Raw genomic sequence first — 12,041 nt, 5'->3', positions numbered from 1 at the left:
CTTCAGCTTCGTGCAAATGGATGTGGCCGACCGCGCCGGCATGGCCAAGCTGTTTGCCGATGAGCGCTTCGAACGCGTGGTGCACCTGGCGGCGCAGGCCGGCGTGCGCTACTCAATCGAAAACCCCCACGCCTACATCGACAGCAACATCGTTGGCTTCACCAACATCCTGGAAGGCTGTCGCCACGGCGGTGTGCAGCACCTGGCCTATGCGTCCAGCTCCAGCGTCTACGGTGGCAACACGCTGATGCCGTTCTCGGAGCACCACAGCGTCGACCACCCCATCAGCCTCTATGCCGCGACGAAAAAGGCCAATGAGCTGATGGCCCACACCTATTCACACCTCTTTGGGCTGCCAACGACGGGCCTGCGCTTCTTTACGGTGTATGGCCCGTGGGGCCGGCCGGACATGGCGCTCTTCCTGTTCACCAAGGCCATCATCGAAGGGCGGCCCATCAACGTGTTCAATCACGGCAAGATGGTCCGCGACTTCACCTACATCGACGACATCGCCGAGGGCGTCGTGCGCGTCCTGGACCGCACGGCTACCGCCGACCCCAACTACAACCCCAACAAGGCCGATCCGGCGCGCTCCAGCGCCCCCTACCGCGTCTTCAACATCGGCAACCACGCACCCATCCAGCTGATGAGCTTCATCGAGGCCATCGAGCAGGCCGCGGGCCGCGAGGCCGTCAAGAACTTCATGCCCATGCAGGATGGTGATGTGCCGGCTACGCATGCTGATGTCGAGGAACTGGCCGAGTGGACGGGTTTCCGTCCGGCGATGCCTGTACCTGAAGGAATCCAGCGGTTTGTCGCCTGGTATCGGGACTACTACAAGGTCTGAATGGCACTGGACCGTCACGTGACTGCGTTACAAACGGGTTAACCGTTTTTTGCACGAGGATTGAGAATGAAAGTCACCGCCATCGGCACCGGCTACGTGGGCCTGGTCACCGGAGCCTGCTTGGCCGAAATGGGCAACCACGTGGTTTGTCTGGACGTGAATCCCGAAAAGATCCGCGTCCTCAACGACGGCGAGATCCCTATTCACGAACCCGGCCTGCTCGAAGTGGTGCGCCGCAATGTGGCGGCCGGCCGCCTGCAGTTCACCACCGATGTGGACATGGCCGTACAGCACGGCACGCTGCTCTTCATCGGCGTGGGCACGCCGCCTGACGAAGACGGCTCGGCCGACCTTCAGTACGTGGTGGCCGCGGCCCGCTCCATCGGCCAGCGCATGACGGACTACAAGGTCATCGTCGACAAGAGCACGGTGCCGGTCGGCACGGCCGACAAGGTCCGCGCTGCGGTCAAGGAAGAGCTCGAAAAGCGTGGCCTCGGAGACATGGCATATGCCGTCGTCTCCAATCCTGAGTTCCTGAAGGAAGGTGCGGCGGTCGACGACTTCATGAAGCCTGATCGCGTCGTCATTGGCTCCGACGACGAGCAGGCCACGCTGTTGATGCGCGCCCTGTATGCGCCGTTCAACCGCACGCAGGACCGCATGCTGGTCATGGACGTGAAGAGCGCCGAGTTCACCAAGTACGCCGCCAATGCGATGCTGGCCACACGCATCAGTTTCATGAACGAGCTGGCGCTGCTGGCGGAGCGCGTGGGCGCCGACATCGAGCTGGTTCGGCGCGGCATCGGCTCTGATCCGCGCATCGGCTATCAATTCCTGTACGCCGGCGCCGGTTATGGCGGTTCCTGCTTCCCGAAGGATGTCAAGGCGCTGGTGAAGACCGCCGCCGACAACGGTATTCCGCTGAAGGTGTTGACCGCCGTGGAAGAAGCCAATGAACGCCAGAAGCGCGTGCTGGTCGACAAGGTCGTGGCGCGTTTCGGCGACGACCTCAAGGGCCGCCGCTTCGCCATCTGGGGCTTGGCATTCAAGCCGAACACCGACGACATGCGCGAGGCACCATCGTTGGTCATCATCGATGAGCTGACCCGGCGCGGTGCAACCGTCGCAGCCTACGACCCGGTGTCGATGCCGGAAACGGCTCGCGTGATTGGCCCGCGTGACGACGTGACGCTGGTCGAGCGCGCCGAGGCGGCGCTGCAGGGCGCGGACGCACTGCTGATCGTGACGGAGTGGAAGGAATTCCGCACGCCGGATTTCGACGCCATCAAGTCGAAGCTCAAGGCACCTGTTGTCTTCGACGGCCGCAACCTCTACGACCCCAAGCTGATGAAGGCGCTGGGCATCGACTATCGAGGTATCGGCCGCGGCTGACCCCCTAACTGTGTGCGGCAGGCCCGCCGCTTGCTTGCTTTGGTGCAACCGTCACTACGTTAGGAGGCCGGCATGGCCAAAGCAATGATCCTGGCCGCGGGCCAGGGAACGCGGGTGCGCCCGTTGACGAAGCACACGCCCAAGCCGATGGTGCCCATCCTGGGCAAGCCGGTCATGGAGTATCTGGTCGAGCATCTGGCGCGCCATGGCGTCAAGCAGGTCATGGTCAACGTGGCCTTCATGCACTGGAAGATAGAGAACTACTTCGGCTCGGGTCATCGGTGGGGCGTTGAGCTCGGTTACTCCTACGAAGGCGTTCGCGAGCAAGGCGAGGTGATCTGTAAGCCGGTCGGCTCGGCAGGAGGCATGCGCAAGATCCAGGACTTCGGCGGTTTCTTCGATGAAACCTTCCTCGTGCTGTGCGGCGATGCCGTCATCGATCTGGACATCGCCGCGGCGCTTGCCGAGCACAAGTCCAAGGGAGCCATCGCAAGCGTCGTGACTCTCGAAGTGCCTCGTGACCAGACCAAAAACTACGGCATTGTTGTCGCTGACGCCGAGGGCCGGGTGACTTCCTTCCAGGAAAAGCCCAAGCCCGAGGAGGCGAGGAGCAACCTGGCGTCGACCGGCATTTACATCTTCGAGCCCGAAGTGCTCGACCTGATCCCGTCGGGCGTCGAGTTCGACATCGGCAGCCAGCTGTTTCCGCTGCTGGTGGAGAAGGGCCTGCCCTTCTTTGCGCAGAAACGGCCGTTCAACTGGATCGACATCGGCCGCGTGACCGACTATTGGGCCGTCACCCAGCAGGTCATGGCCGGTGGCGTCGCGCAAATGGACATCCCCGGGCGCGAGGTACGGCCGCAGGTGTGGGTGGGGCTGAACACGTCGGTGGACTGGGACAAGGTCCACATCGAGGGCCCGGTGTATATCGGCTCCAACGTGCGTATCGAGTCAGGTGCTCGGGTGATCGGACCTACCTGGATCGGTCACGGATCTCACCTGCGCGCCGGTTCGGTCGTTGAGCGGGCCGTGCTCATTGAGCACACGCGCATCGGTGAAGGCATGACGGTGCGCGAGATGATCATCTCGCCGCAGTACTGCGTGGATCGCACCGGTCACACCAGCTATGTCGGCGACGAGGTGACGCCGCTGCGTTGGGGTGACGCGCGCGCCTGAGCTGCGGGCCGATCGACTCAGGTGAAGGTCTTGGCCTCAACCAGCAGTGGTGCGCTGACGTCCTTTGCCGACAGTTGCGGTATGAGTCCGTCCAGCGGCCATTCGATGCCAATGGTCGGGTCATCCCAGCGCACTGCGCCCTCGCACTCGGGTGCGTAGCGGCCACTGGTCTTGTAGAGGAAGTCCGCGGTTTCGCTGACGACGACGAAGCCATGGGCGAAGCCAGGCGGGATCCAGACTTGCCGCTGGTTCTCGGCCGACAGTTCGAAGCCGACCCAGCGCCCGAAATTGGGGCTGGACCGACGCATGTCGACGGCCACGTCGAACACTGCACCGGAGACACAGCGCACGAGCTTGCCCTGAGCATGTGGGTCGAGCTGGTAGTGCAGGCCGCGCAGCACGCCGCGCGCGGAGCGCGAGTGGTTGTCCTGCACGAAGTGCACGTCGTAGCCCAGCGCCTGGTTGAAGCGCTCCTCGTTCCAGCTCTCCATGAAAAAGCCGCGGGCGTCGCCGAAGACCTTGGGCTGGATGAGCAGGACTTCGGGAAGGGCGGTTGGCGTGACTTGCATCGTGTTCAGAAGGCCTTGTCGGTCAGCAGCTTGAGCAGGTATTGGCCGTAGCCATTCTTGGCAAGGGGCTTGGCGAGGGTTTCAAGCTGTGCAGCATCGATCCAGCCTGCACGGTAGGCGATCTCTTCCGGGCAGGCCACCTTCAGCCCCTGGCGCTTTTCCAGCGTGGCAATGAACTGGCCCGCTTCGAGCAGGCTGTCGTGGGTGCCGGTGTCCAGCCATGCATAGCCACGGCCCATGATCTCGACATTGAGCTGGCCCTGGCGCAGGTATTGGGCATTGACGTCGGTGATCTCGAGTTCACCGCGGGCGCTGGGCTTGATGGCTGCCGCGATGTCGCAGACCTGCTCGTCGTAGAAATACAGGCCCGTCACCGCGTAATTGCTTTTCGGGCTTTTCGGTTTCTCTTCGATGGACAGCGCACGTTGCTGGGCATCAAAGTCGACCACGCCGTAGCGTTCGGGGTCGGTCACGTGATAGGCGAAGACGCTGGCGCCGCCGTCGCGACCCGTGGCGCTGCCCAGCAGGCCGGCGAAGTCATGGCCATAGAAGATGTTGTCCCCCAGCACGAGGGCGCTCGGCGAGCCATTGACGAAATCGCGGCCGAGGATGAAGGCCTGTGCCAGGCCGTCAGGGCTAGGCTGCACGCAGTAGCTGATGTTCAGGCCCCAGYGCGAACCGTCACCGAGCAGGGCTTCGAAGCGCGGCGTGTCCTGTGGCGTGCTGATGAGCAGGATGTCGCGGATGCCCGCGAGCATCAGCGTGCTCAGCGGGTAATAGACCATCGGCTTGTCGTACACCGGCAGCAGTTGCTTGCTCATGGCCAGCGTGGCCGGGTGCAGGCGCGTGCCGGAGCCGCCAGCGAGGATGATGCCCTTGCGGTTATTCATCGGAGCCCTTAAAGAATTTCGTTCAGCATGCGTTCCACTCCTTGCTGCCAAGGCGGCAGGACGAGGCCGAAGCACTGCTGCAGCTTGGCCGTGGCCAGGCGCGAGTTCAGCGGGCGCATCGCCGGTGTGGGGTAGTCGCTTGTCGGGATGGCGAGGATCTGGTCCGGCGCGACCTTGATGACCTTGCCCTGTGCACGTGCGAACTCGATGACAAAGCGGGCGTACTCGTGCCAGCTCGTCTCGCCGCCAGCGACCGCGTGATAGGTGCCGGTCAGCGCAGGGTTCACGCGCGCGGCGCGCAGCATGTGGACGGTCAGGTCGGCCAGCAGGTCGGCGCCTGTTGGCGCGCCGATCTGGTCGGCGATGACCTTGAGCTGCTCGCGTTCGGCGGCGAGGCGCAGCATGGTCTTTGCGAAGTTGCCGCCGCGGGCGCCATAAACCCAGCTGGTGCGCAGGATCAGATGCTGGCAGCCGCTGGCGCGGATGGCGTCCTCGCCTTCGGCCTTGGTTGCTCCGTAGACGCTGAGCGCCCCGACGGGAGCTTCCTCATCGCGAGCATGGCTGCCGCTGCCGTCGAAGACATAGTCCGTCGAGTAGTGCACCAGCAAAGCGCCGGTACGCTTGGCCTCGATGGCCAGCAGGGCAGGGGCGGTGGCGTTGATCTGGCGTGCGAGCTCGGGCTCGCTCTCGGCCTTGTCGACGGCGGTATGCGCAGCGGCATTGACGATGACGTGAGGGGCAATGTCTCTGACGCGGGCAAGGAGCGCTTCGGGCTGGGTGAAGTCCGCGCCGTCGTCATGGTCCATTGCGATGACTTCGCCTGCCACAGCCAGTGAGCGTTGCAGTTCCCAGCCGACCTGGCCACCCTTGCCGAGAAGAAGAATCTTCATGGCTTCAGCTGTATTGCTTGGCAACCCAGTCCCGGTAGGCGCCGCTTTGCACGCGGGCGGCCCAGTCTGGATGGTCCAGATACCACTGCACCGTCTTGCGGATGCCGGTCTCGAAGGTTTCTGCCGGGCGCCAGCCCAGCTCGCGCTCGATCTTGCGTGCGTCGATGGCGTAGCGGCGGTCGTGGCCGGGGCGGTCCTTCACATAGGTGATGAGGCGCTCGTAGGGGCCGTCCGCCGAGGGTTTGAGTTCGTCGAGCAAGGCGCACACCGTCTTGACGATGTCGATGTTGGCCTTCTCGTTCCAGCCGCCGATGTTGTAGGTCTCACCCAGCTTGCCGCCGGCCAGCACGGCACGGATGCCGCTGCAGTGATCGGTGACGTAAAGCCAGTCGCGGATCTGTTGGCCGTCGCCATAGACGGGCAGGGGTTTGCCTGCCAGCGCATTGACGATCAGCAGCGGAATCAGCTTCTCCGGGAAGTGATAGGGCCCGTAGTTGTTCGAGCAGTTGGTGGTGACGACCGGCAGGCCGTAGGTGTGGTGCCAGGCGCGCACGAGGTGGTCGCTGGCCGCCTTGCTGGCCGAATACGGGCTGTTGGGCTCGTAGGCGTTGGTTTCGGCGAAGGGCGGATCCGAGGCTTTCAGCGAGCCATAGACTTCGTCGGTCGACACGTGGTGGAAGCGAAAGCCTTGTTTGGCTTCGCCTTCAAGGCCGCCCCAATAAGTGCGTGCCGCTTCCAGCAGCGTGAACGTGCCCTCGACATTCGTCTTCATGAATGCGCCGGGGCCGTGGATGGAGCGGTCTACATGGCTCTCAGCCGCGAAGTGGACGATGGCGCGGGGGCGGTGCTTGGCCAGCAAGCTGTCGATCAGGCCGCGGTCGCAGATGTCGCCCTTGACGAAGACGTGACGCGCGTCACCGTCCAGCGAGGCCAGGTTCTCGAGGTTGCCAGCGTAGGTCAACGCATCGAGATTGACGACGGGCTCGTCGCTCTCACGCAGCCAGTCCAGCACGAAGTTGCTGCCGATGAAGCCGGCGCCGCCGGTGACGAGGATGGTCATGTTCTGCCGTAGGTGTCTTCGAAGCGGACGATGTCGTCCTCGCCGAGATAGGAGCCAGACTGCACTTCGATGATCTCCAGCGGCACCTTGCCCGGGTTGGCCAGGCGATGCGTCTGACCCAGCGGGATGTAGGTGGACTGGTTCTCGGTCAGCAGGATGGTCTTGTCGCCGTTGACGATCTCGGCCGTGCCGCTCACGACGATCCAGTGCTCCGCGCGATGGTGGTGCATCTGCAGGCTCAGGGAGGCACCCGGCTTGACCATGATGCGCTTGACTTGGAAACGCTCGCCCGAGTCGATGCTGTCATACCAGCCCCAGGGGCGGTGCACCTTGCGGTGCAGGGCATGCTCGCCGCGTTGCTCGGCGCCCAGGCGGTTGACGATCTGCTTGACCTCCTGGCTGCGCGACCGGTCGCTGACGAGCACGGCATCGGCCGTCTCGACAACGACGATGTCGGTCAGGCCAACGACGCCCACGAGGCGGCTGGTGGCGTGGACCAGGGTGTTCTTGCTGTCGGCGAACAAGGCGTCGCCGACGAAGGCGTTGCCGTCGGCATCCTTCTCGGAGACCTGCCAGACCGCTTCCCAGGCGCCGAGGTCGTTCCAGCCGGCATCCAGCGCGACCATGCGCAAGGGGATGTCCGTTCCGGGGCAGCGCTCCATGACGGCGTAGTCGACCGATTCGCTGGGCACGGCGGCAAACTCGGCCTTGCCGGGGCGCACAAACTTGGCGTCGGTCTTGCGCGCATCCCAGGCAGCGCGCGTGGCAGCGGCGATGTCGGGGCGGAATCGTTCCAGCGCCTTCATCCAGACGCTGGCACGCAGCACGAACATGCCGCTGTTCCAGTAGTAGTCGCCTTCGGCCAGATAGCGCTGGGCGGTCTCCAGGTTGGGCTTCTCGACGAACTGTGCGACCACCAGGCCCGCGGCGTCGCCCGAGGTGCGGATATAGCCGTAGCCTGTTTCGGGCCGGTCTGGCGTGATGCCCAGGATGGCGATGGCACCTTCGGCCGCGATGCGGACCGCGTCCTGCAATGCCGCGGTGAAGGCTGCCGGGTTGGTGACCGTCTGGTCGGCCGGCGTGACGACGAGGACGGGGTCCTTGCCGCCCTCGAGTGCGGCCAGTGCGGCCAGCGTCAACGCCGGGGCAGTGTTGCGGCCCAGCGGTTCCAGCAGCACGCTGCTGGGCTCCTGCCGGGTCTCGCGCAATTGATCCAGTACGAGGAAGCGGTGCTCCTCATTGCCGACGATGCAGGGACCGGCGAGCTCGAACTCGGGCGAGGCCAGCGCGGCCAGGCGGCGCGCGGCGAGCTGGAACAGGCTCTCGTTGCCGGACAGCACGAGGAATTGCTTGGGGTAGCCGCTGCGCGACAGAGGCCAGAGCCGGGTGCCGGAGCCGCCGGCCATGATGACGGGTTGAACGTGGGTCATGCGGGATTGAAACCGTGAGGGTTGAGTCGTTGCCAGCGCCAACTGTCTTGGCACATGCGGGCGAGATCGAGCTTGGCCTCCCAGCCAAGCAACTCGCGCGCCAGGGCCGGGTCGGCCCAGCAGGCTGCGATGTCGCCAGGGCGGCGCGGGACGATTTCGTAGGGCACGCTGCGGCCGCTGGCGGCTTCGTAGGCGCGCACCAGGTCGAGCACGCTGTAGCCCTGGCCGGTGCCGAGATTGACGGTCAACGAGCCGGTATTGGCCAGCAGCCAGCGCAGTGCAGCGACGTGCCCTTCGGCCAGGTCGCTGACATGGATGTAGTCGCGCACGCCAGTGCCGTCGGGCGTCGCGTAGTCATTGCCGAAGACGGCCAGCTTGGTGCGCCGGCCCACCGCCACCTGGGCGACATAGGGCATCAGGTTGTTGGGCGTGCCGCGCGGGTCTTCACCGATGCGGCCGCTCTCGTGGGCGCCGACTGGGTTGAAGTAGCGCAGGCAGGCGGCCTGCCAGGTTGGATCGGCGATGCCGAGGTCGTGCAGGATCTGCTCGCCCATCAGCTTGGTCGCGCCGTAGGGGTTGGTCGACGAGGTCGGTGCGTCCTCGCGCAGGGGCAGTTTGTCCGGAGCGCCGTAGACGGTGGCGCTGGAGCTGAACACCATGCGCGTGCAGCCGTGGCGCTTCATGGCCTCGCAGGTGTTGACCAGCCCACCGACGTTGTTGCGGTAGTAGGCCAGAGGCTGGCCGACCGATTCACCCACGGCCTTGTAGGCGGCGAAGTGAACGACGGCGGCCGGCTTGTAGCTGCCGAAGACTTCGTCCATTGCCGCGGCGTCGCAGACGTCGGCACGTTCGAACTCGATGGGGGTGCTGGCCAGTTCCGCCAGCCTTTCCAGCACGACGGGCGAGCTGTTGGAAAAGTTGTCCACGCCGACGACGCGATAGCCCGCCTGCTGGAGAGCCAGCCAAGTGTGCGACGCGATGTAGCCTGTCGCACCCGTGAGCAGGATGGTGGTCATCAGAAGAAGATGGCTTGACCCGTGCAGCCGTAGCTGCTGGCGGTGTACACGTATTGGGCAATGCTGCTGTTGCGGCTGGCACGGTCGTACTGGCAGCCCAGGCTGAGGCCGCGTGTGAACGCCCAGCGCATGCTCAGGTTGTACGTCTTGAAGTCGTCCAGCGCATCGGCAACGGCGGCACCTGCCGTGCTGGTGCGTGTGGCGCGGTTCCGGCTCGCCTTGGCGCTGAGACTGACCTTGCCTGTCACGGCGTAGGTGCCGCCCAGCTGATAGGTGGTGTAGACCCGGTTCAGGTCAGCCGTCTGGACGACACTTTCCTGCCCGGTGTCCCGCGCATAYTGCAGGTTCAATTGCAACTTGGCTGTGGGCTGCCAGTTCCAACCGATGGCACCGGTGGTGCCGCTGAAATCGCGTAACCGGTCATCGAGGCTGTTTTTTGACTTGCTGCGGCTGATGCGCGTGTTTAGCGTGCTGCGGCCGCCGGTGCTCCACTTGGTGGTGAAGTYGAAGTCGTCCCGGGTGTAGTCATTAGGTACCGAGACGACGACAACCTGCGCCGTCTGCGGGTCAACGGCAAGGCCAATGGGATAGTGCGGGTTTTTGCCCTTGGTGCGTCGCCCCACCAGGCCCAGCCTGACATTGCCGCCGGGCGTGGCATAGATGCCGAGGGAACCCGTGTTCTGCTCGAAGTCGAAACGGTCGTACTCCGAGGCGCTGAAGTCCCGGCGGCGGTGCGTCCAACTACTTTCCAGCGTATACCGCGTCAGTACGCCAAGGCGGACCAAGGCCTGGTATTCGTCCTCGCGTTCGATGTTCTTCTTGAGGATTGGATCGACGCCGCTACCGATGTTGAAGTCAGCGAGGGATCGGTCCGATTTGGCGCTCAGCACTCCCGACAGATTACCCACCGTCTGCCAATTGAGCGCACTGCGCAAGGTGTAGGAGCGATTGTTGAGCTCGCTAATCGTTGAATAGCGGTTGCTCTGCAGCGAGCCGTCCACCGTCAGATGCTGACGACCGAGCTTCGTGTCGATGCCGCCCAGAACCCCGGCGCTGGTCACTGTGTCATCGTTGGCGGCGCTTGACTGKCGGTACACATTTGAGACATGAGCAACACCTAACGATGCACCGACATAAAAGGGCGTCGTGTCATCGGTCTGAGCGTGCGCGGACTGGACCGCTGAAAGCGCGGCGATCAGCAGCGCAAGCCGGGTCCAACGGTGGCAATGGCGAGCAGGCTTAATAGGCATGGCGATCAAACACCACCAACCTCACGGTCCGCAAGATGATCTGCAGATCCAGGGCCAGTGACCAGTTGCGCAGGTATTCCAAATCGTATTCGACGCGTGCCACCATCTTGTCGATGGTGTCGGTCTCGCCACGCAAGCCATTCACCTGGGCCCAGCCGGTGATGCCCGGCTTGACCTTGTGGCGCACCATGTAGGCCTTGATGATCTTGCGGTATTCCTCGTTGTGGGCCACGGCGTGCGGGCGCGGCCCGACGATGCTCATGCGACCCTGCAGCACATTGATGAATTGCGGCAGTTCGTCCAGCGAGGTGCGGCGGATGAAGGCGCCAAAGGGCGTGATGCGCGCGTCGCCCTTGGTGGCCTGTTTGACCACGGGACCGTTGTCCTGTGTCCGCATGGAGCGGAACTTGTAGACGATGATCTCCTCGCCATCCAGGCCGTTGCGCTTCTGCCTGAAGATGACAGGGCCTGGTGAGCTGAGCTTCACGCCAATGGCCAGGGCAAGCAGGATGGGCGAGATGAGGATCAGGATCAAAGTGGCCAGCACGACGTCGCTGACGCGCTTGATCAGCTGGTTGGTGCCGGTGAAGGGCGTCTCGCAGATGCCGACCACCGGCACGCCCGAGATGTCCTGCAGGCGGCCCTGGATGATGCTGATGCCGAACACGTCGGGCACGAAGAACAGCGAGGCCGTCGTGCCCTGCACCTGTTCCAGCAACTCGACGATGCGAGGCTGCGACCCCAGGGGCAGGGTGATGTAGACCTCGCGCACGCCCTTGTCGCGCACGAACTCGCTGAGCTGGGGCAGGGTGCCCAGGATGGAGGCGCCGGCTTCCGGGTGCAGGCGCTCAGGCGCACGGTCGTCGAAATAGCCCAGGCAGACGACGCCCTGAGAGTCGCGCAGCGCTCGCGCCACCTTGTGGCCAAGCACGCCCGCGCCGACGACGACCGCCGTACGGCGCGCGCCCGGGTCGCGTGCCCGCCATTGCTGGATGCGCCGGCCCGTCTCGATGGCGGCGATCTGGACGGCAGGTGTGATGACGGCCCACCACAGCAGCACCTCGTCCTCGAAATAGTGCAGGCTGTTGGTGGCGTAGCCGCACAGCAGCAGGATGCCCAGCAGCACCAGCCAGGAGGACAGCACGTCCACAAGGGCGCTGGCCGGGTGGTCGCTGAAGCGGTTGCGACCCGGGAAGGTGAGGGCGAAGACGAGCAGGCACAGCGTCAGGGTGGGGCGCAGCACCGGCTCGTCGAAGTGACCGTTCACGACAAGAAAGGTCAGAACGATGATGCCGGGCTCCAGGAAAGCGGCGATCAGGGATTCGACCGACTGCGGTGCGCTGTAGAACGTCCTCTTGTAGCTGCGGTCCTCAAACATCTTGGTGGGTTTGGTAGTCCTCGGGTCAGGGTGTACCCGAGGCTGAAAAAGGATCAGGGATTCTCTACCAACAAATTTGACGGCCGAACCGTCGGCGTCCCCTGTTCATGGTCCGCTGCCTACAATCTTGTATATGTCTGCTT

The 12,041-nt window shown here is 64.3% G+C and carries 11 protein-coding genes; 3 read left to right on the top strand and 8 right to left on the bottom strand.

Annotation, left to right across the window (positions count from 1 at the left end; genetic code table 11):
• The 3 genes from ACXJKR_RS12480 to ACXJKR_RS12470 all read left to right on the top strand — a co-directional run.
• Positions 1–847: NAD-dependent epimerase/dehydratase family protein (locus tag ACXJKR_RS12480; RefSeq protein WP_457323104.1), on the top strand; the 847-nt coding region annotated here is incomplete at its 5' end.
• Positions 848–913: 66 nt separating this feature from the next.
• Positions 914–2,239, top strand: a complete 1,326-nt coding sequence (locus ACXJKR_RS12475) for a UDP-glucose dehydrogenase family protein (protein WP_056204096.1) — start codon at positions 914–916, stop codon at positions 2,237–2,239.
• 84 nt (positions 2,240–2,323) lie between these two features.
• Entirely contained in the window at positions 2,324–3,415 is a 1,092-nt protein-coding gene (locus ACXJKR_RS12470) for a sugar phosphate nucleotidyltransferase (RefSeq protein ID WP_457323103.1), read from the top strand.
• A 17-nt stretch (positions 3,416–3,432) separates the two neighbouring features.
• Here ACXJKR_RS12470 and rfbC read toward each other — a convergent pair whose 3' ends face one another.
• The 8 genes from rfbC to ACXJKR_RS12430 are packed head-to-tail and all read right to left on the bottom strand — an operon-like array spanning position 3,433 to position 11,898.
• Entirely contained in the window at positions 3,433–3,984 is a 552-nt protein-coding gene (rfbC, locus tag ACXJKR_RS12465; protein WP_056204089.1) for a dTDP-4-dehydrorhamnose 3,5-epimerase, read from the bottom strand.
• A 5-nt stretch (positions 3,985–3,989) separates the two neighbouring features.
• Positions 3,990–4,874 carry a glucose-1-phosphate thymidylyltransferase RfbA gene (rfbA, locus tag ACXJKR_RS12460; protein WP_457323102.1) on the bottom strand — a complete coding sequence of 295 codons (885 nt, stop codon included), beginning with the start codon at positions 4,872–4,874 and terminating at the stop codon, positions 3,990–3,992.
• Between the two features lie 8 nt (positions 4,875–4,882).
• Entirely contained in the window at positions 4,883–5,764 is an 882-nt protein-coding gene (rfbD, locus tag ACXJKR_RS12455; RefSeq protein ID WP_457323101.1) for a dTDP-4-dehydrorhamnose reductase, read from the bottom strand.
• A 4-nt stretch (positions 5,765–5,768) separates the two neighbouring features.
• A complete protein-coding gene (gene rfbB / locus ACXJKR_RS12450; protein ID WP_457323100.1) occupies positions 5,769–6,824 on the bottom strand; it encodes a dTDP-glucose 4,6-dehydratase in 1,056 nt (351 codons plus the stop codon).
• Positions 6,821–8,254, bottom strand: a complete 1,434-nt coding sequence (locus ACXJKR_RS12445; protein WP_457323099.1) for a mannose-1-phosphate guanylyltransferase/mannose-6-phosphate isomerase — start codon at positions 8,252–8,254, stop codon at positions 6,821–6,823. The genes rfbB and ACXJKR_RS12445 overlap by 4 nt, the downstream gene beginning before the upstream one ends.
• Complete coding sequence (galE, locus tag ACXJKR_RS12440; RefSeq protein WP_457323098.1) at positions 8,251–9,270, bottom strand: UDP-glucose 4-epimerase GalE; 1,020 nt, start codon at positions 9,268–9,270, stop codon at positions 8,251–8,253. The genes ACXJKR_RS12445 and galE overlap by 4 nt, the downstream gene beginning before the upstream one ends.
• Entirely contained in the window at positions 9,270–10,529 is a 1,260-nt protein-coding gene (locus ACXJKR_RS12435) for a hypothetical protein (protein ID WP_457323097.1), read from the bottom strand. Before ACXJKR_RS12435 ends, galE begins: the two co-directional genes overlap by 1 nt.
• The gene (locus tag ACXJKR_RS12430) at positions 10,510–11,898 is read right to left on the bottom strand and encodes an undecaprenyl-phosphate glucose phosphotransferase (protein WP_157282104.1); all 1,389 of its coding nucleotides are present in this window, start codon (positions 11,896–11,898) and stop codon (positions 10,510–10,512) included. Before ACXJKR_RS12430 ends, ACXJKR_RS12435 begins: the two co-directional genes overlap by 20 nt.
• Positions 11,899–12,041 lie beyond the last annotated feature (143 nt).

Source organism: Roseateles sp. P5_E11, assembly GCF_054049355.1.
This window is presented reverse-complemented; position numbering and strand designations above follow the sequence as displayed.

Coding starts and splice junctions, on each gene's coding strand:
- ACXJKR_RS12475 (WP_056204096.1), top strand. CDS start 914: ATGAAAGTCACCGCCATCGGCACCGGCTACGTGGGCCTGGTCACCGGA.
- ACXJKR_RS12470 (WP_457323103.1), top strand. CDS start 2,324: ATGATCCTGGCCGCGGGCCAGGGAACGCGGGTGCGCCCGTTGACGAAG.
- rfbC (WP_056204089.1), bottom strand. CDS start 3,984: ATGCAAGTCACGCCAACCGCCCTTCCCGAAGTCCTGCTCATCCAGCCC.
- rfbD (WP_457323101.1), bottom strand. CDS start 5,764: ATGAAGATTCTTCTTCTCGGCAAGGGTGGCCAGGTCGGCTGGGAACTG.
- rfbB (WP_457323100.1), bottom strand. CDS start 6,824: ATGACCATCCTCGTCACCGGCGGCGCCGGCTTCATCGGCAGCAACTTC.
- ACXJKR_RS12445 (WP_457323099.1), bottom strand. CDS start 8,254: ATGACCCACGTTCAACCCGTCATCATGGCCGGCGGCTCCGGCACCCGG.
- galE (WP_457323098.1), bottom strand. CDS start 9,270: ATGACCACCATCCTGCTCACGGGTGCGACAGGCTACATCGCGTCGCAC.
- ACXJKR_RS12430 (WP_157282104.1), bottom strand. CDS start 11,898: ATGTTTGAGGACCGCAGCTACAAGAGGACGTTCTACAGCGCACCGCAG.